Below are 19820 nucleotides of genomic sequence, written 5' to 3'. Positions count from 1 at the left end.
AGCCTGTCGGACTTAACACTGATCTACTGCGAATCCCGGTATTTTGGCCAACTTTATTCGATCGATTTCGTTAAATAGCGCGCTATTCGCCTCAATCGATCGAAAAATTTGGCTCAAAATCCGTGCTTCTCGCGACGATCGGTCAAGCCCGACAGGCTGCTAGCCGTTAAGCCGGTTCGGTTTTGTCTTTATAGTCGCACAGGTCCTCGATAATGCAGCTACCACAGCGGGGTTTACGCGCGATGCAGGTGTAGCGGCCGTGCAGAATCAGCCAGTGGTGAGCATCGTGAAGAAACCCTTTTGGCACATGGCGAAGCAGTTTCTGCTCCACCTCAACCACATCTTTGCCTTTAGCGATGCCGGTGCGATTGGATACCCGGAAAATATGCGTATCCACCGCCATGGTGGGCTGACCAAATGCCGTGTTGAGAATCACATTGGCGGTTTTACGGCCTACACCGGGCAAGGCTTCCAACGCTTGACGGGTGTCGGGCACTTCGCCGCCATGCTGATTAACGAGGATGTGGCAGGTTTTCATCAGATTTTCGGCTTTGGTATTGTACAAGCCGATGGTTTTGATATGCGCTTTAAGCCCATCAATACCTAAATCAATGATCGCTTGGGGCGTGTTAGCGACCGGGTAGAGCTGCGCCGTGGCTTTGTTGACGCCTACATCGGTGGCTTGGGCAGAAAGCAGTACGGCAGCCAGCAGCTCAAAGGGCGTGTTCCAATTAAGCTCGGTGGTGGGGTGCGGGTTTTCGGCCTGAAGGCGAGCAAAAATTTCATGACGCTTTTGGGCATTCATGGCGGGTCTCTTAATAAATACGCGTTATAAATACAAGCAGTTGCTTAAATGTGCACTTCGGCATCTTGCCAACTATTTAATCGTACCGGTAACCCGTACGCGCCGCTCAGCTCGGGGTGCTACTGCCACTGGCTTGGCTCGGGCAGCATTGCGTTGATCGATAACATTTTTCAGTGCGATTAACAGACCCGCCACAAAGAATGCGCCGGGTGGCAGCACGAAAAACAGGAACTGATAGTCGTCGGCAAACGTCAGCTGCCAATTGGCCGCTTGCGGCCCAAACAGTAGCGCCATATCGCTAAACAGCGTGCCTTGACCCAGTAGCTCACGTAAGGCGCCAAGCAACACCAGTACGGCTCCAAACCCCAATCCCATCATAAAGCCATCAATGGCCGCTGGAAGCACCGGCTGGCGGGAGGCAAAGGCATCCGCGCGACCCAGGATGGCGCAGTTGGTGACGATCAGCGGAATAAAAATCCCCAGCACTTGATAGAGCGGGTAGGCGTAGGCGGCCATCAATAGTTCAGCGCAGGTAACAAAAGCAGCAATCACCATCACGAAAGCGGGCAGACGCACTGCGCTGGGCACCTGGTGACGAATCAGCGAAATCGCCGTGCTGGCACCGACCATGACCAGCAACGTGGCCAGCGCCAGCCCCAGCGCATTGACCACGCTACCGCTTACCGCTAGCAGCGGGCAGAGCCCCAGCAGCTGCACCAGCGCGGGGTTATTCGACCAAAGACCGCTTCGAGCGAGTTCGCGCCACTGGCTCATTGGGTGGGCTCCTTAAATGATATCGGTAGCGGTGTATCGTTGGCGTACTGAAGCGCTTTATGGACAGCGTTAACCACGGCCCTGGGCGTAATCGTCGCGCCGGTAAACGCATCAAAGTGACCGCCGTCTTTAGCTACTGCCCAGCCTTCTGGCGGCAAGCTATCTAACCTTAAATCGTTAAACCCGGTGATCCAGTCGCTACGGCTGCGCTCAATGTCATCGCCTAGCCCAGGCGTTTCCTGGTGCTGGGTAACGCGTACGCCGCTGATACGCTGCTGCTCGTCAATGCCAATCAGTAGACGGATTTCGCCGTTATACCCCTGCCGGGTCACCACCGGTAAGATCACCGCGCTACTACCCTGATCGCTTACCCACCAGCCTTGGCTATCGCTTGCAAGCCCTAGCGCTTGTGGGTTGGGAAGGGTAAAGGTGCTCTCCAGCACCTGGGTGACGGGAGTATTCGCGAGCGCTTGGGGCAGTACTTCCTGCAGTTGGCGGTGTTGGTAAGCCAACTGATGCGTCTCTATACGTTCGGCGGTTAGCGTGCGGGTAAGCGCAACGCTGCCCGCCGTTACCAAGGCAAAAGTGCCCAGGGCAATCGCACCACGCCGCATGGCCTGGAACAGCGTCATGGCTGTTCTCCTGGCTTACCCGGTGAGGCTTTTTGCTGGCCAGTGGGCCGCGGCACGCTATATAGATCCAGTAAGGGTACGCACAGGTTCATCAGTAAGACCGCAAACGCCACAGCATCGGGGTAGCCGCCAAAGGTGCGAATAATGATAATCAGCGCGCCGATCCCCGCGCCATAAATAAGTTTGCCGCGTTGGCTGGTGGCGGCGGATACCGGGTCGGTGGCAATAAAGAACGCGCCAAATAGCGTTGCCCCGGTGAGCAGGTGAAACAGCGGTGAAGCAAAGTGGCTAGGGTTGCTGAGATAAAACAGCGTGGCCAGTAGTAGTAGGCTGCCAAGCATCGCTACCGGGATGTGCCAGCTAATAATTCGCTTCGCTAACAGCACCGTACCACCCGCTAGCCAAGCAAGCGCTACCCATCGCCAGGCAGTTAGGGTTCCATCCGGCAGTGGGCTAGTCGCCCAGAACTCACTGGCAAGCACGGCGTCGCCTTTGTGCTTAAAAGCATCGAGCGGTGTTGCGCCGCTCAAACTATCTAGTTGGGTGGTCGGCAGCGTTCCAGCAATTTGTGCCCACAAACCATTAGGTAGCAGTTCCTGGGGTGGGGCCCACAGCGTCATGTAGGTAGGAAATGACACCAGCAGCAGCGCATAGCCCACCATGGCAGGGTTAAACGGGTTATGCCCCAAGCCGCCGTATAGCTGCTTGGCGACCACAATCGCCGCGATCATACCCACGCCGATAAGCCACCAGGGGCTAGCGGGTGGCAATGACGCGCCCAGCAAAACGCCGGTAAGCAGGGCACTTGAGTCATTCAGCGCCACACGAATGGGGCGTTTGCGTAGCCACAGCACGGCGGCCTCAAGTGCAATACCAAAAGCGGCGGCTAGCAGTACATTGCTGATAACACCTAGGCCAAAGAAATAGCTCATGGTGGCAATGCCTGGCAGGGTCGCTGCAATCACCCAGCGCATTAAGCTCGCCGTTGGCGGCACAGCCGTTGCCGTCATGGCATCTTTAACGCCTGAAGCGTGCATCATGCTCATGACGACTCCTCGCTAGACTGCTGTTCGCGCGCCTGGGCAAGCTGCAACTCGGCTGCTTTTAAGTTCTCCTGGGCGGTGGCAAGCTGCATTTCTAAGTCATCCAGGGATTGTTTAGGGTCTTCCTGAGCGACGCGCGCCAGGGTTTTTTCGGCCTTCTTGACCGATGCTTTGGCGGCGGCATGGGCGATGCGCAGGCCTCGTAAATCGACCTTTTCTCCGCTGGCTGCGGCAGTGTTCGTTGGGCGCCGTTGTTGAGCCTGGCGGGCTTGCTTGCGTGCCTGCTTCTCAGCCTCCTCCCGAGCGAGACGCGCTTGGCGAAACTCAAAACGGTGCTTGGCGTGCTCCGCCTTTACTGCTTCAATTCGCTGCAGGCGTAACCGGCTTTTCGCTTCCCGGTAATCCGCCACGAGCGGAATATGGCTGGGGCAAACATAGCTACAGGCGCCGCACTCAATGCAGTCAAACAGGTGATAGCGTTCTAACTTGGTATCGTCTTGAGCGCGGGCGTACCAGTGCAGCTGTTGCGGCAGCAGCGCTACCGGGCAAACGCTTTCGCACTCACCGCAGCGAATGCAGGGCGATTCTGCTGGGGGCGGCGGCAACTCTTCAAGCGTGGCCGCGATTAAACAGTTAGTAAGCTTTGTGACCGGCGTATCGAGTGTTAGCAGTGGCGAGCCCATCATGGGCCCCCCCTGAATCACTTGGTGTAACTCAGGGGTATTTAACCCTGCCTGTTCCAGCAGCTCTCTAACCGATGTGCCCATACGCACCCAGCGGTTGCCGGGCTGGGTGATGGCCTCTCCCGTCAGCGTGACCACCCTGGAAACTAGCGGCTGACCATCGCGTACTGCGTGTAGTATCGCCAGCAGGGTGCCTGGGTTATGACACAGCACGCCCACATCAGCAGGCAGCCCGCCGCTGGGTACCTCAAGGTTTAACAGCCTTTTAATTAGCTGGCGCTCGCCGCCGCTGGGGTAGCGGGTGGATATTACTCTCAGCTCAATGTTGATCGGCTGGCAATTTGAAAGGGCGGGTTTCAGGGCTTTTATGGCATTGGGCTTGTTATCCTCGATGCCAATAATTATATGCTGCGCGCCGCATAGCTTGGCGACTATCTGCGCACCTTCGAGCACTTCTTTAGCGTGGTGGCGCAGGGTAAGGTCATCGGCGGTGATATAAGGCTCGCACTCGGCGGCGTTAATAACCAGGGTGTTAATCGCATGCCGTTCGACCACACGCGCTTTAATATGGGTGGGAAACCCAGCGCCACCTAAGCCGACGATGCCGCTCTCGTTTAACCGCTCGAGCAGCGCATCGGGTTCGACATGTCGCCACGCCAATGGTGGCAATCGCAGCCATTCATCTTGCCCATCTCCATCAATGCAGATTTGGGTAGCGCTAACCTCGCTCACCGTGCCGCTAATGCTGGCGTGCAGGTTGCTAGAGATCATACCTTCACGTTTGGCAATCACGCTGCCCACTTTTACCGCGTCGCCCACTACCACACAGGGCGTGGCGGCCTGGCCGCTATGTTGCTGCAGGGGGAGAGTGACCCAGCGGGGCAGTGGCGCTTCAATTAGCGCGGATTGGTTGGAACGCTGTTTGCGTTCGGGGGGATAAATGCCTCCCGGGAAGTCAAAGGCGTTCGACATCAAGACACCCCTGAAGCGGGTTGGCGGTCGCTGGCAATCATGTTTGATGAGTGCGCCACTACCGGCTGCCATTGGGTGATCGGGGCTGAGCGTGGCAGCATATCGATACAGTCCACGGGGCAGGGATCAAGACACAGATCGCAGCCGGTGCATTCGTCTTCAATGACGGTATGCATTAATTTAGCCGCGCCGATAATCGCATCGACCGGGCAGGCCTGGATGCACTTAGTGCAGCCAATGCACTCCGCTTCGCGAATAAACGCCACCTTGGCTTCGCTTTGTGCTTCGCCATCCAGGGGCTCGGGGTCACGCCCGAGAAGATCGGCAAGGGCGTGAATCGTCGCTTCGCCACCCGGAGGGCATTTATTCAGCGCATCCCCCTGGTTAATGGCCTCGGCATAAGGGCGACAGCCTGGGTACCCGCACTGGCCGCACTGGGTTTGCGGCAGCAGGGCATCAATTTGTTCAACTAGCGGGTTATCTTCGCGCTTAAAACGCTCGCTAACCACGCCCAGCAGGGCACCAAAACCAATGCCCAAGCCGGTTAATACCGCGACGGCGCTAAGGATACCAATGAGATCAATGCTGCTATTCATCGCGCTGGCCTCATCCCTGCACCAACCCTGAAAAGCCGAGAAATGCCAGTGACATTAGGCTGGCGGTGACCATCGCTATCGCCGCACCTTGAAAGGGTTTGGGAATATCCGCCCCCGCTAAACGTTCGCGCATCGCGGCAAACAGCACCAAAATAAGCGAGAAGCCCAGTGCTGCACCCAACCCATAAAGTGTGGTGTGGAAAAAGCTTAATTCACGGTTCAACGACAGCAGAGCTACCCCCAATACCGCGCAGTTGGTGGTGATCAGCGGCAGGAAAATGCCCAGCACCTGGTGCAGCAGCGGACTCAGCTGGCGCACCATGATTTCGGTAAACTGCACCACGGCGGCGATCACCACGATAAAGCTAATGGTGCGCAGGTAGGTTACATCCAGCGGCACAAGCAGGCCGTGATAAACCACGAAGCTAGCGGCCGATGCTAGGGTCAGCACAAAGGTGGTGGCCAGGGACATGCCCATGGCCGACTCCAGTTTGTTAGAGACGCCCATAAACGGACATAGGCCCAGGAACTGAACCAGTACGAAGTTGTTGACCAGTGCAGTGCTGACCAAAATGATAAATAACTCACTCATGGCAGCGTATTGTGCGAAGAAAAGGCGGCGCTGGCTAGTGGGAGGCTAGGAAGTTTGATGTGTGAAAAACCTATTCAGGAGGAAGTTTGAATAAAAGTACCGCTGTAATAAAAATGCAAAAGGCAGAGCGCTGTGAGTCTCTGCCCTTTAACTTGGCTACCGCTTACGCGGTGGGTTAAGTAACCCGCTGGCCCGGTTCTGCCCCCGTGTCAGGGGAGAGCAGGTAGATACCATCTTCGTTGGCAGAGGCCAACACCATGCCTTCCGATACGCCAAAACGCATTTTGCGCGGTGCCAAGTTGGCGACCATAACCGTTAAGCGACCTTCCAGGGCTTCCGGGGCGTAGGCGGAGCGAATGCCGGAGAAGACGTTGCGAGTTTCGCCACCCAGATCGAGGGTCAATTGCAGCAGTTTGTCGGCGCCTTCGACGTATTCAGCTTTGGCAATGCGCGCAATGCGCAGATCGACTTTGGCAAAAGTGGCAAAGTCGATTTCCTCGGCGATAGGCTCTTCCGCCAGCGGGCCTTTGGGCGCTTCTTTCAATTTTTGCTCTTCCACGAGATCTTCCTTCGACGCTTCAATCATGGCATCGATTTTGTCGCGTTCAACGCGGGTCATCAGCGGTTTGAACTTGTTGATTGAGTGATCGGTGAGCACGCTTTGACGCGTGTGCCAGTCTAACGACTCAACGTTAAGAAACGCACGGGCCTCTTCAGCCATGGCGGGAATTACAGGAGCCAGGTAGACCATCAACTGGCGGAACAGATTAATGCCTACCGAGCATATCTCAAGCACCTCTGGGTCGCGGCCATCCTGCTTGGCCAGCGCCCAGGGCTCTTTATCAGCAATGTAGGTGTTGGCTTCATCCGCCAGTTCCATAATTTTGCGCATTGCACGGCTAAATTCACGTGCTTCAAAGTCTTCGGCAATATCATCACCGGCGGCAATAAAGCGGGCGACCATCTGTGGCTCAGCGCAGTGGCTTGAGAGGCTGCCACCGCCGAGCTTTTTAACAAAACCGGCGCAGCGGCTGGCAATGTTGACCACCTTGCCGACTAAATCTGAATTTACCCGTGCGGCAAAGTCTTCCAGGTTTAAATCCAAATCATCAACTTTGGAAGTAAGCTTGGCGGCAAAGTAGTAGCGCAGATATTCCGGGTTGAGATAATCGGCGTAGGTGGCAGCTTTAATAAAGGTGCCGCGGGATTTCGACATCTTGGCGCCGTCCACCGTCAGGAAGCCGTGGCAGTTAACGGCGGTGGGCGTGCGCAGGTCAGCGCCATGCAGCATGGCGGGCCAGAAGAGCGCATGGAAATAGACGATATCTTTGCCGATAAAGTGATATACCTCGGCGTCAGAGCCTTTGTTCCAGTAGCTGTCGAAGTCGATACCTTCGCGGTCACACAAGTTCTTGAAGCTGGCCAGATAGCCAATTGGTGCATCCAGCCAGACATAAAAGTATTTGCCTGGGGCGTCGGGAATTTCGAAGCCGAAGTAGGGCGCATCCCGGGAAATATCCCACTCGTTAAAGCCAGACTCAAACCACTCCATCAGCTTATTGCGGATTTGCGGCTGCACATGGCCGTCGTCAATCCAGCCCTGCAGGAAGTCGGCAAAGTCAGGCAGTTTAAAGAAGTAGTGGGTCGATGTACGTACTTCGGGCGTTGCCCCTGAAATGGCTGAAACGGGGTTGATCAAGTCGGCGGGGGTATAGGTAGCGCCGCACTTTTCGCAGTTGTCGCCATACTGGTCTTCAGCGCCACATTTGGGGCAGGTGCCTTTAATAAAACGGTCAGCCAGAAACAGGCCTTTCTGGGGGTCAAACATCTGCTCGATATCACGGGTGGCAATATGGCCTTTATCCCGTAAGCGCTTATAAATCATTTCGCTGAAGTGGCGGTTTTCAGCGGAGTGGGTCGAGTGGTAGTTGTCGAACCCAACGCCAAAGCGGGCAAAGTCTGTTTGGTGGTCGTTGGAAACCCGCTCAATCAGCGCTTCAGAGGTAATGCCTTCCTGCTCGGCACGCAGCATAATGGCGGTGCCATGGGCGTCATCGGCACATACGTAGTAGCACTGCTGGCCACGGCTTTTCTGGAAACGTACCCAGATATCAGTCTGGATATACTCAAGTAAGTGACCGAGGTGAATGGCTCCGTTGGCGTAAGGGAGCGCGCTAGTCACCAAAATGTTGCGCGTGGCGGTAGTAGACATGGTGAAGGTTAATTCCGAGTGAATAAGGGTGCCGATCAGGCGATAGTAAAAAAGACGGCGAAGCCGCTAAACGCTTCGCCGATACCGTTACTTCCTAGCAACGGTTAATAAAGCGCTTGCTCTTCTTGAACGACTTCACGTAGCAGTTCTAAAAAGAGCTTATCAGCCTCAGAGTGCTCGGCCGGGTCTTCCGGTATATGCACGCTGGTGGTATCGGAAATTTCGTTGGCAATTCGCGCCATCGCCGCAGGGCTATTGCCTTCGGTCAGCTGTTCTCTGGCAATCGCCAGTGATTGCTCAAGGATCTTTGGGTCTTGCAGCAGCTTGCGAATAAAGCCACGTAGCTCGTTGATGATACGTGTTTTCTGAATTTCTGAACCGGACATGGGAGTCTCCTTAGGATCGCGATTGACGACAGCGCCATGCGAAACCAATCAATGCGTTGACCATAGCATTTTTTCTGCCAACGGGCATGAGTTGCCCGATATTAAAATGGCAGCTTAAAGTGTTGGTTTAGAGCGCCGATTTAAAGCGTCAGTCGCCCGGCCTTGTGTTTAACAGGGTTCGCGTACTGGGCAAGCCAGTAGGGGCGCAGAGGCTCCGGAACTTCGGCAAGCCGGGCATTAAAGCGTTCACGGTCTTGTCGAGTGATGGCTTTGCGTGCCACTAGCTCGGGTGCTTCGCCCAGCGCCTCTAAAGCCAAATAGTGACTGGGGAACAAGCGATAGCCACCAATCACCTGGCGGTCAATCTCAGCAGCGACTTCGTCGGGAGTGGCCATATCAGAACCTACCGGCGTGCCAAAGTGCAGCCGTACACGCCCTTTGGAGCCAGTAATGCCGGCTACAATGGAGCGAATATCTTCAAACTCACTTTTGGCGTAGCTACCCTGGGTGTCGATATCGTGTAGCTCCTGGGCTTTTTGTACATCGCAGGGGTCGTATTCATAGCTAATCGATACCGGCACCAGCTTTAACTCAGCAATAGCCTCGCCAAATACCATGTCTCGTTCTGCAGCTCGCCTGGCCATGATCAGCATTTTGATAATGGCGGGCTCTGTGTGGTCGATGCCGTTCTTGGCCCGGCCTTCCCGCTGTGCCATCCAGATTGAGTGCTGGTCTTCGGTAATGGTATGGCGAATATAGGCGGAAAGTTGCTGGTACGCTGCCAGCATGGCCCGCTTGCCTCGGGCGCTGCGTGGCACGATAAAGCTTTTATTAAGCCGCATTAGATCGGTGACATAGGGCTTTTTAAGCAGATTGTCACCGATCGCGATACGCACGGTGCCGCGGTTTGCTTGATACAGCGCATAGTTGACGAACGCCGGATCCAGCGAGATATCGCGGTGGTTACCTATGAACAGGTAAGCGCCGTTGGCGTCGAGTTTGTCGAGGCCGGTAACTTCAAAGGCATCCGTGGTGGTGCGAATCATGCGCTCCATGTAATGGGCAATGCGCATTTGAAACTCATAAACCGTCGTTACGTCTTTGACTTCACGACGCACGGCACGGCTGGCAAAAACACGCGCCAGTGATGGTGCCCAGCGCGCCATGCGCGGCAGCCGAAAGCGGGTCAGTGCATCCAGCAGCTCGTTGTCCCGTGAGAGCCTGGCCAGCACATCGGCCACTTCATGATCCATAAAGGGCCGAATATCGGCCCACGGGTCTGTCTCGGTAGAGGCGTTGATAGCGTTGTTGTGATGAGTCATGCGAACCGTTGGATGATAAACCATTGGGTGGTTAGGAATAGGTATCGATTAATAACATCGAGGCGAAAAGACGACTTCGGATAACAGTCTTGAATGACTATAGAGCCCTTACTGCGCCGCGGGTTCCCGCTGGGTCTCGCCGCCAAGCCACTCTATCAAGCGTGGAATATCGGTAGATAGCGCCTGCGCCATTAGAATAAAGTCTGTTTCCAGACGGGCAAGCGCATCGTCTCCGTCGTCAGCGTGGTCGGCTTCTTCAATCAAGGCATCGCCAAAGCGCAACGATTTCAGTGCCAAATCATCGTGTAGCACACAACTTAAGCGTCCTTTCAGGCTAATCGCGAGTTTACTAGCTTGGCGGCCGCTCTCAAGCAGTTGCTGAATTTCATCGCTGTCTAAATCGACCTGGCGAGCACGCAGTACGCCGTCATCACCTTTAGCTTTGAGTTCAACCTGATCACCAAGCTGAAGGTCGGCCGGGCGACTGGCCGCGTCACCTAGCCAAGTAGTCATGGCGCGAATAGGCAGTGTCTGTGAGCTCAGTGGGGTGACTTTTAGACTGCCCAGGGTCTCGCGAAGCAAATCCAGAATATCTTCGGCGCGGGTGCGTGAGCTGGCATTGATGCCAATCATCTGGCCGCGAATGTCCCACCAAAGATCAATTTTCTGGCTTCGCACAAAGGCGCGGGGCAATAAATTCTCGGTGACCTGCTCTTTTAATGCGGTCTTCTCTTTGCGGGTCACTTTGCGGCCTTCGCTGGCCTCAATGTCCGCCACCTGCTCATCGACTTCCTCTTTTACAACTGAGGCGGGCAGTAGCCGCTCTTGACGCAGCGCTGAAAGCAGCCGATGTGATTGAATTTCGTGGACAAGCTGCCCTGCGCCCAAACGTCCAGCCGGCGCAGTCCAGCCCAGACGGCGTGCGTCGGCGTTGCCGAGTGGTTTGGCGGCATGCTCTTGTAGTGCGCTAGCAAGCTCATCGCTGGATAGTTCGGGCGCGTCGTGCAGGCGGTATAAATGCAAGTGCTTAAACCACATGGAGCCAATCCTGTTTAAAAGGTGGCACATTATGGCGAAAGCGGGGCATTCCTACCAGCGGCTGTCGCCAATCGTCTCTGTTGCACGTGTTTCAAACTTGTGTTTGATTGAGTAGTTGCCAATCACTATAGAGGAGTCGGTATGAGTACATCGCTGTCGCGAGTTCATCTGCGCGTTAGAGGCTATCATCTGGATGGCTACGGGCATGTGAATAACGCTCGCTACCTTGAGTTTATGGAAGAAGGGCGATGGGATTTTTTTGATCAGCACCCAGAGATGATCAAAGAGCTCCATCAGGCCGGGCGGGCATTCGTTGTCGTCAATTTGAATATTGATTATCTGGCCGCTGCCCGCCAAGGGGATGATTTGGAAGTGATGACCGGGATCATCGACGTTGGTGAGCGCAGCGGGCTCTGCCACCATCGTATTGTACGTAAGGATGGCACCGTCATTGCCCGTGCCGATTTAACCTTCGTGCTACTCGATATGCGCGCCAACAAGGCCGCTGCCATCGAGGGAGAGGTGCGTGAGGCGTTGGCCGCGTTAACCTTGGAGAAAGAGGCATTTAGCGCCTAAACGGCTTTGGTGAGCTCCCTGGCTGCCCTTGCTGCTTTTGCGGTGGTATGATGGCGCAGTATTTGCGCGCCGCTCTATGGTAATTTCAGAGCGGTGTTTACCAGCGCTTTCAACTCTCGCAGTGCCAATGCAGTGCAAAGGATCTGACTTTCATGGGTGACATCGCCAGAGAAATCTTGCCCGTCAATATTGAAGACGAGCTTAAACAGTCGTATCTCGACTATGCGATGAGCGTCATTATCGGCCGCGCGCTTCCAGATGTGCGGGATGGCCTTAAACCGGTTCATCGGCGTGTGCTGTTTGCCATGCATGAACTGGGTAATGATTGGAATAAACCGTACAAGAAGTCGGCGCGTGTCGTCGGCGATGTCATCGGTAAATACCATCCGCACGGTGATAGCGCGGTATACGACACCATCGTACGTATGGCGCAGCACTTCTCAATGCGCCATGTCCTGGTCGACGGTCAGGGCAACTTCGGTTCTATTGATGGGGATAACGCGGCCGCCATGCGTTATACCGAGGTGCGTATGTCGCGCCTTGCTCACGAACTGCTTGCTGACCTTGAAAAAGATACCGTCGATTGGGTGGATAACTACGACGGTACCGAGCGTATCCCCGCCGTATTACCCACCAAGGTGCCCAACCTGCTCATTAACGGCTCGTCGGGTATCGCGGTAGGTATGGCAACCAATATTCCACCGCACAATATGCGTGAAGTGATTGACGGCTGTTTGGCCCTCATCGATGACTACACGCTGTCGGTGGATGACTTGATGGAGTATATCCCCGGGCCTGACTTCCCCACCGGTGCAATTATCAATGGTCGCGCGGGCATTTTGTCGGCGTACCGTACAGGCCGTGGGCGTATCTATGTGCGCGCTTGCCACACCATTGAGCACCACGACAAAACCGGTCGTGACCACATCATCATCACCGAGCTGCCTTATCAGGTGAACAAGGCGCGGTTGATCGAGAAGATCGCCGAGCTGGTGAAAGAGAAGAAGATCGAAGGCATCGCCGAACTGCGCGATGAGTCGGATAAAGATGGCCTGCGCGTGGTGATTGAAATCAAGCGCGGTGAGTCCGGCGAAGTAGTGGTCAATAACCTGTTTGCTCAAACGCAGCTGCAAAACGTGTTTGGGATTAACATGGTGGCGCTGGAAAATGGCCAGCCACGTACGCTGAATCTTAAAGAGATGCTGGAAGCCTTTATTCGCCACCGGCGCGAAGTGGTTACCCGGCGTACGCTGTATGAGTTGAAGAAAGCCCGCGAACGTGGCCATCTGTTGGAAGGCTTGGCGGTGGCTATCTCGAATATCGATGAAGTGATCGAGCTGATCAAAGCCTCGCCCAATGCGGCCGAAGCGCGTGAGAAATTGCTCGCCAAGACTTGGCAGCCTGGCCAGGTGACTGCCATGTTGGAGCGGGCCGGGGCTACTTCCTGCAAGCCAGAAGAGCTGGAAGAGGGCTTTGGTTTAAACACTGCGGCCACCTCTTATCGGCTTTCGCCTGCCCAGGCGCAGGCAATTCTTGAGCTACGCCTGCACCGCTTAACGGGCCTTGAGACCGAGAAGCTGCTAGATGAATACCTGAGCATTCTTGAGAAAATTGCCGAGCTAACCGAAATTCTGGCCTCTGCTGACCGCTTAATGGAAGTGATTCGCGAAGAGCTGCGAGCGGTGCGTGATCAGTTTGGCGATGACCGTCGTACTGAGATTCAGGCCAGTCACCTCGATTTATCGATGGAAGACTTGATCGCCGAAGAGGACATGGTGGTCACCGTGTCGCGTTCAGGCTATGCCAAGACGCAGCCGCTGTCGGATTATCAGGCCCAGCGCCGTGGTGGTCGCGGTAAGTCCGCTACCGCTATGAAAGACGAAGACGTGATTGAGCATCTACTGGTTGCCTCTACTCATGACACCGTTCTGCTGTTCTCAAATCGCGGCAAAGTGTACTGGCTGAAAGTGTACGAAATGCCCAACGCCAGCCGAGGCTCGCGGGGTAAGCCGCTGGTGAACATGCTGCCGCTGGAAGAGGGTGAGGCGGTCAACGCCATCTTGCCAGTGCGCGACTACAACCCTGATAACTACATCTTCTTTGCCACGGCCAAAGGCACTGTTAAGCGGACGAGTCTTGAGCAGTTTTCGCGCCCACGCAGCGTTGGCCTGATTGCGATTGACCTTGAAGAGGGTGACCGCTTAGTGGGGGCTGCCATTACCACCGGTAATGATCATGCCATGCTGCTCTCGTCTAACGGCAAGGCCATTCGCTTTGAAGAGGGCAATGCCCGCGCCATGGGTCGTACTGCCCGCGGCGTGCGTGGTATGCGCTTAGCGGGTGATGCTGAAGTGATTAGTCTGATTATTCCCAAGAGTCAGCAGATCGACGCCGAAGCGGATGCCGAAGGTGAAACGCAAGACAGCGCCCAAGAGAGCACTGCAGCCGAAACCGCCGATGGTCAAATCTACATTATGACCGCCAGTGAAAATGGCTACGGCAAGCGCACGCGCTTAGAAGAGTTCCCGCTGCGTGGTCGTGGTGGTCAGGGTGTCATCGCCATGCAAACCAGCGAGCGTAACGGTTCGCTCGTGGCGGCCATGCAGGTCTATGACAGCGATGAAATGATGCTAATCACCGACCGCGGCACGCTAGTGCGTACCCGTGTGGAAGAGGTGTCCACCACGTCGCGTAATACCCAAGGTGTCATGCTGATTCGTCTGGGCAAAGAGGAGAAGCTGGTCAAGACGGTGCGCGTGGATGAGCCGGAAGAGAGCGACGAGCTAAGCGGTCTTGAAGGAACTGACGCTGAAGAAAACAGCCTTGAGGACGCTCAGGCGAATAAAAATTCCGATGACGCACAGGAAACGGGGACTGATGACACGTCACTATAATTTCTGCGCAGGGCCAGCGGCCCTGCCAGTGGCCGTGCTGGAGCGCGCCCGGGAAGAGCTGCTGGACTACCAGGGGCGCGGCCTTTCAGTAATGGAAATGAGCCACCGCAGCGATGAATTTATAGCCATTGCCGAGCGCGCCGAAGCCGACTTTCGTCATCTGCTGAGCGTGCCGGATAACTACCGCGTGCTGTTTCTACAGGGCGGGGCCAGCATGCAGTTTGCCATGCTGCCGATGAACCTGCTGGGGCAAGGCGGTAGCGGAAACTTTATTCAGACCGGTATCTGGGGCAAAAAGGCGCTCAATGAGGCCAAGCACCTTGGTTTTGATTGCCATGTAGTTGCCAGTAGTGAGTCCAACGGCCATACGGCAGTGCCTACACCGGACGAGCTGCGGGTGAGCACAGATGCTGCCTATTTGCACTACACCTCTAACGAGACAATTGGTGGCTTGGAATTTGATTATACGCCGCATGTTCAGCGGGCCGATGGTGCTCACGTGCCACTGGTCTGCGATATGTCGTCGAACATCCTCTCTGGGCCCATCGACGTTAGCGAATTTGGCGTTATCTACGCTGGGGCCCAGAAAAATATTGGCCCCGCCGGGTTAACGCTGGTGGTTGTGCGTGACGACCTGCTAGGCAAAGCTCAGGCCAATATACCTTCGCTATTTGATTATCAAATGCTGGCGGACGCTGGTTCGATGGTCAATACGCCCCCCACTTACGCCTGGTATTTAGCCGGTCTGGTCTTCCAGTGGCTGAAAGACGATATCGGCGGATTGGCGGCAATGGACGCTATCAATCAGCGTAAAGCCGATAAACTTTATGCGGCGATTGATGCCAGCGAGTTTTATAGCAATCCAATTGCTAACGCCAACCGTTCGCGCATGAACGTGCCCTTTGTGCTGGCCGATTCGGCGCTGGATAAAGCGTTTTTACAGCAGGCCGATGCGGCAGGGCTGCTTAATCTAAAAGGTCACCGCAGCGTGGGCGGTATGCGTGCCAGCCTTTACAACGCGGTGCCTGAGTCTGCGGTAGATGCCTTAATTGCATTTATGGCCGATTTTGAAAAAACAAGGGGCTAACCACCATGTCCGACACGTCGATCAACCTGGATGAGCTGCGCCAGCGTATCGATCAGCTCGATAGCGATATTCTCAATCTGATCAGTGAGCGCGCCAGTTGCGCCCAGCAGGTGGCCCACGTCAAGTTGGCCGAAGATAAAGATGCGGTGTTTTATCGCCCTGAGCGAGAGGCCCAGGTGCTGCGGCGCATTATGGCGTTGAATAAGGGGCCGCTCGATTCAGAAGAGATGGCGCGCTTGTTCCGTGAAATCATGTCGGCGTGTTTGGCGCTTGAACAGCCGGTTAAAGTTGCCTATTTAGGCCCTGAAGGCACCTTTACGCAGCAGGCGGCGCTTAAACACTTCGGTGAAAGTGCCGTTAGTTTGCCCATGGCAGCCATTGATGAGGTATTTCGTGAAGTAGAGGCGGGCGCCGTGCATTACGGCGTCGTGCCGGTGGAAAACTCCACCGAAGGGGTGGTCAATCATACCCTTGATACCTTTATGGACTCCTCAATCAAAATTTGTGGCGAGGTAGTGCTGCGTATTCACCACCATTTGTTGGTCAGTGAAACGACCCGCCGGGATAAAGTCTCGCGTATTTATTCCCATCCGCAGTCATTTGCCCAGTGCCGTAAATGGTTAGATGCGCATTTTCCGCATGCAGAGCGCGTACCGGTCTCCTCCAATGCGGAAGCGGCCAAGTTAGTCAAAACCGAGTGGCATAGTGCGGCGATTGCAGGTGATATGGCGGCCAAGCTTTATGACCTTGACTATATCGCCGAAAAAATTGAAGACAGCCCGGATAACTCCACGCGGTTTTTGATTATTGGTAACCAGGATGTGCCCATGGCGGGAGAGGATAAAACCTCTATTGTGGTTGCCATGCGCAACCAGCCGGGGACGCTGCATGCGTTGCTGGAGCCTTTCCATCGTCATCAAATTGATTTAACGCGCCTTGAAACGCGTCCTTCGCGTACCGGTGTGTGGAACTACGTCTTTTTTATCGACTTTAAGGGCCATCGTGATGAGCCCAAGGTCGCGGCAGTGCTTGAAGAGGTACAGCTGCGGGCGGCGGAACTACGTGTGCTGGGTTCCTACCCCATAGGCGTGCTGTGACATTAATGGTCGAAGACAGTGTTAAAACATCAGGCTGTCATGAATCGCGTCTATTGATTGTTGGCTTGGGATTAATTGGTGGTTCGCTAGCGGCAGCACTTCGCGTTTCAGGTTTCCAGGGGCAGATTGTTGCCTGTGATCCTGATGATAGTGAGATTGCTCGTGGTATTGAGATGGGGCTTATCGACTCAGGCGGTACCCACCTTGATGAGCAAGTAAATGATGCCACCATGGTGGTGCTAGCGGTGCCGGTGCTCGCCATGGAGAGCGTGATGGCGAGCTTGGCTGAGGTACTGCCTAACGCATCGGCTGACGTTGTGATTACCGATGTGGGTAGTACCAAGGCGACTATTCGTGCCTGTGCTCAACGGGTATTTGGCCAGGTGCCTACCAATATGGTCTTGGGGCATCCTATTGCCGGTTCAGAAAAAAGCGGTGTGGCAGCGGCGAATCCGCGTCTCTATGTAGACCACAAGGTTATTCTGACACCTGAGCCGAACGTAGATCGTGACGATTTGCAGCGCGTGCGCTGCTTATGGGAAGCCTGCGGCGCCGAAGTGCTGGAAATGGACGTAGAACGCCATGACCAGGTGTTGGCGCGTACCAGCCATTTGCCCCACCTGCTGGCTTTTTCACTGGTGGATACGCTGGCCCGTCAGGATGAACGGCTAGATATTTTTCGTTACGCAGCGGGCGGTTTTCGCGATTTTACCCGTATTGCGGGAAGCGACCCGGTGATGTGGCGCGATATTTTTATCGCCAATAAGCAGGCGGTTTTAGCGTCGCTGGATGATTTTGAAGCGGGGCTCTCTCGATTGCGTCATGCGGTAGAAGCCGGTGACAGCGATGCGCTGATTGCCACCTTTGATCGGGCAAGCCACGCCCGGCACTATTTCGACTCTTTATTGAACAAAACCAGTTATCAGGCGGAATATCATATGCAACCACAAGGTAAGGTTACCTACCGTGTGCAGCCGGGCGGTCAAGCCCAGGGGCGTTTACGCGTACCTGGCGACAAATCCATGTCGCACCGCTCCATTATGCTAGGCGCGCTGGCTGAGGGTGTCACTGAAGTAAAAGGCTTTCTGGAAGGTGAAGATAGTCTAGCTACCCTGCAGGCGTTTCGTGAAATGGGGGTGGCGATTGAAGGGCCGCACCAGGGGCGCGTGACGATTCACGGTGTAGGTATGCATGGCTTAAAAGCCCCTGCAGGCCCGCTCTATGTTGGTAACTCGGGCACCGCCATGCGGCTGTTTTCAGGACTGCTGGCAGGCCAAGCGTTTGACAGCGAGCTGACCGGCGATGAGTCACTGACCAAGCGGCCTATGGGGCGTGTGGCTGACCCGCTGCGATTGATGGGCGCCACCATTGATACCGCTGAGGGCGGGCGTCCGCCGTTGAAGATTCGTGGTGGCGCCAAGCTTAAAGGCATCCATTACGATATGCCCATGGCCAGTGCCCAGGTGAAATCTTGCCTGTTGCTGGCGGGGCTGTACGCCGAAGGCGAAACTCGGGTGCGCGAACCTGCACCAACCCGCGACCACACCGAGCGTATGCTCAATGGTTTTGGCTACGCAGTTTCCCGTGAAGGTGATACCTGCTGGCTCAAAGGGGGCGGTAAACTCACCGCAGGCCCCATTGATGTGCCTTCGGATATCTCATCCGCCACCTTCTTCTTGGTGGCAGCAGCGATTACCCCAGGCGCTGATATTACTCTTGAACACGTAGGTATTAACCCCACCCGCATTGGTGTGATTAATATTCTTACTTTGATGGGGGCGAATTTAGCGCTAGAGAATGAGCGCGAAGTGGGCGGCGAGCCGGTGGCCGATATTCGTATTCGCTACGCGCCGTTAAAAGGAATTGATATCCCAGAAGAACAAGTGCCTTTAGCGATTGATGAATTCCCCGCACTGTTTATTGCCGCTGCTAATGCTGAAGGTGTGACTCGTCTTAGAGGCGCTGAAGAGTTACGCGTCAAAGAGTCTGACCGCATTCAGGCCATGGCCGATGGCTTGGCTGTTTTAGGTGTGCAGCACACCGTCGTAGAAGACGGCATTGATATTGTCGGCAATGGCGATGGGCAAAAAGCGAGCTACGGCGGTGGACGTGTCGATAGCCTGGGCGATCACCGTATTGCCATGGCGTTTGCGATTTCATCGCTACGCGCAAGTGCCGAAATTGTGATTGAAGACTGCGCCAATGTGGCGACCTCTTTCCCTGATTTTGTTGAATTAGCCACGCGCATTGGCATGGGCGTTAGCGTGGAGGGCGCGCATGAATGATCGTGTTGCCGCTGCTCCCGTTCTCACCATTGATGGCCCTGGCGGTGCAGGTAAAGGCACCATTAGTGGTTTGGTGGCAGAACGCCTAGGTTGGCATCTTCTCGATAGCGGCGCGCTTTATCGGTTGACGGCTCAAGCGGCGGTTAAGCACAACGTGGCCGTTGACGATGAGTTGGGTCTGGCACGTTTGGCAGAACAGCTGGATGTGGCGTTTCCTGTTGAAGAGGGGCAGCCACGTACGCTGCTTGAAGGTGAAGATGTTGGCCAGGTGATTCGCACCGAACAGGCCGGCGAGCGCGCTTCCCAAGTGGCGGCCCTGCCTGCGGTGCGCCAAGCCCTGCTACAACGCCAGCGCGATTTTTGCCAGGCTCCAGGCTTGGTGGCGGATGGCCGTGACATGGGTACCGTGGTGTTTCCTGACGCGGCGCTGAAGATTTTTTTAACCGCCAGTGCCGATGAACGGGCACGTCGCCGTCATCTACAGTTGCAGGAAGCCGGGGTGAATGCTAGTCTTTCGAGTCTTTTAAAGGAGATTCAGGCACGCGATGCACGCGACACGCAGCGTAGTGTGGCTCCTCTCAAGCCGGCAGATGATGCCATTACGCTTGATACCACGCGCCTGAGCATACCGGAAGTGGTTGATCGACTGACCGAACTGCTCGCCCAAAGAGGGCTGGTAAGCGGCGTGTGATTCTCCCTTGCGGCGTTTTTGGATAGGTGTCACGACGTGGCAGGGCACTAAACTCACATCGGTGAGCCCGGTCAGGTCTAACCAGCGTTAACACCTCCAAAGGCTGAGTGACATTAGGCCCGCACTTGCTGGTGG

Annotated in this window: 17 protein-coding genes; 6 read left to right on the top strand and 11 right to left on the bottom strand. The window is 55.5% G+C overall.

The window, feature by feature from the left end; all coding sequences use genetic code 11:
- Positions 1 to 166: 166 nt before the first annotated feature.
- The 11 genes from nth to KF947_RS01575 all read right to left on the bottom strand — a co-directional run bounded on the left by nth (position 167) and on the right by KF947_RS01575 (position 11055).
- Complete coding sequence (gene nth / locus KF947_RS01625; protein ID WP_227405271.1) at positions 167 to 805, bottom strand: endonuclease III; 639 nt, start codon at positions 803 to 805, stop codon at positions 167 to 169.
- 72 nt (positions 806 to 877) lie between these two features.
- A complete protein-coding gene (locus KF947_RS01620) occupies positions 878 to 1579 on the bottom strand; it encodes an electron transport complex subunit E (RefSeq protein WP_227405270.1) in 702 nt (233 codons plus the stop codon).
- On the bottom strand, positions 1576 to 2211 hold the full coding sequence (rsxG, locus tag KF947_RS01615) for an electron transport complex subunit RsxG (protein WP_227405269.1): 636 nt from the start codon (positions 2209 to 2211) through the stop codon (positions 1576 to 1578). Before rsxG ends, KF947_RS01620 begins: the two co-directional genes overlap by 4 nt.
- Positions 2208 to 3257, bottom strand: a complete 1050-nt coding sequence (locus KF947_RS01610) for an RnfABCDGE type electron transport complex subunit D (protein ID WP_227405268.1) — start codon at positions 3255 to 3257, stop codon at positions 2208 to 2210. Before KF947_RS01610 ends, rsxG begins: the two co-directional genes overlap by 4 nt.
- A complete protein-coding gene (rsxC, locus tag KF947_RS01605) occupies positions 3254 to 4909 on the bottom strand; it encodes an electron transport complex subunit RsxC (RefSeq protein WP_227405267.1) in 1656 nt (551 codons plus the stop codon). Before rsxC ends, KF947_RS01610 begins: the two co-directional genes overlap by 4 nt.
- Entirely contained in the window at positions 4909 to 5505 is a 597-nt protein-coding gene (gene rsxB, locus KF947_RS01600) for an electron transport complex subunit RsxB (protein WP_227405266.1), read from the bottom strand. The genes rsxC and rsxB overlap by 1 nt, the downstream gene beginning before the upstream one ends.
- A 10-nt stretch (positions 5506 to 5515) precedes the next feature.
- Positions 5516 to 6097 (bottom strand): electron transport complex subunit RsxA, encoded by a 582-nt coding sequence (gene rsxA, locus KF947_RS01595; RefSeq protein WP_133732396.1) that lies wholly within the window; start codon positions 6095 to 6097, stop codon positions 5516 to 5518.
- Between the two features lie 175 nt (positions 6098 to 6272).
- On the bottom strand, positions 6273 to 8309 hold the full coding sequence (metG, locus tag KF947_RS01590; RefSeq protein WP_227405265.1) for a methionine--tRNA ligase: 2037 nt from the start codon (positions 8307 to 8309) through the stop codon (positions 6273 to 6275).
- 104 nt (positions 8310 to 8413) lie between these two features.
- Positions 8414 to 8695, bottom strand: a complete 282-nt coding sequence (locus KF947_RS01585) for a hypothetical protein (RefSeq protein WP_133732398.1) — start codon at positions 8693 to 8695, stop codon at positions 8414 to 8416.
- A gap of 140 nt (positions 8696 to 8835) precedes the next feature.
- Complete coding sequence (locus tag KF947_RS01580) at positions 8836 to 10017, bottom strand: 1-acyl-sn-glycerol-3-phosphate acyltransferase (protein WP_133732399.1); 1182 nt, start codon at positions 10015 to 10017, stop codon at positions 8836 to 8838.
- A gap of 108 nt (positions 10018 to 10125) precedes the next feature.
- On the bottom strand, positions 10126 to 11055 hold the full coding sequence (locus tag KF947_RS01575) for a recombination-associated protein RdgC (RefSeq protein ID WP_227405264.1): 930 nt from the start codon (positions 11053 to 11055) through the stop codon (positions 10126 to 10128).
- A gap of 141 nt (positions 11056 to 11196) precedes the next feature.
- Here KF947_RS01575 and KF947_RS01570 point away from each other — a divergent pair, with 141 nt between their 5' ends.
- The 6 genes from KF947_RS01570 (at position 11197) to cmk (ending at position 19685) form a co-directional block, all read left to right on the top strand.
- The gene (locus tag KF947_RS01570; protein WP_133732401.1) at positions 11197 to 11631 is read left to right on the top strand and encodes an acyl-CoA thioesterase; all 435 of its coding nucleotides are present in this window, start codon (positions 11197 to 11199) and stop codon (positions 11629 to 11631) included.
- 152 nt (positions 11632 to 11783) lie between these two features.
- Entirely contained in the window at positions 11784 to 14525 is a 2742-nt protein-coding gene (gene gyrA / locus KF947_RS01565; RefSeq protein ID WP_133732402.1) for a DNA gyrase subunit A, read from the top strand.
- Positions 14509 to 15612 carry a 3-phosphoserine/phosphohydroxythreonine transaminase gene (gene serC, locus KF947_RS01560; RefSeq protein ID WP_133732403.1) on the top strand — a complete coding sequence of 368 codons (1104 nt, stop codon included), beginning with the start codon at positions 14509 to 14511 and terminating at the stop codon, positions 15610 to 15612. The genes gyrA and serC overlap by 17 nt, the downstream gene beginning before the upstream one ends.
- Before the next feature lie 5 nt (positions 15613 to 15617).
- Complete coding sequence (pheA, locus tag KF947_RS01555) at positions 15618 to 16709, top strand: prephenate dehydratase (protein WP_227405263.1); 1092 nt, start codon at positions 15618 to 15620, stop codon at positions 16707 to 16709.
- Positions 16710 to 16714: 5 nt separating this feature from the next.
- The gene (locus KF947_RS01550; protein ID WP_227406260.1) at positions 16715 to 18994 is read left to right on the top strand and encodes a bifunctional prephenate dehydrogenase/3-phosphoshikimate 1-carboxyvinyltransferase; all 2280 of its coding nucleotides are present in this window, start codon (positions 16715 to 16717) and stop codon (positions 18992 to 18994) included.
- Positions 18987 to 19685, top strand: coding sequence for a (d)CMP kinase (cmk, locus tag KF947_RS01545; protein WP_133732405.1), 699 nt, complete (start codon positions 18987 to 18989; stop codon positions 19683 to 19685). The genes KF947_RS01550 and cmk overlap by 8 nt, the downstream gene beginning before the upstream one ends.
- Positions 19686 to 19820: the final 135 nt, after the last annotated feature.

Origin of the sequence: Halomonas sp. FeN2 (genome assembly GCF_020595105.1) — a bacterium.
Taxonomy (GTDB): domain Bacteria; phylum Pseudomonadota; class Gammaproteobacteria; order Pseudomonadales; family Halomonadaceae; genus Vreelandella; species Vreelandella neptunia.
This window is presented reverse-complemented; position numbering and strand designations above follow the sequence as displayed.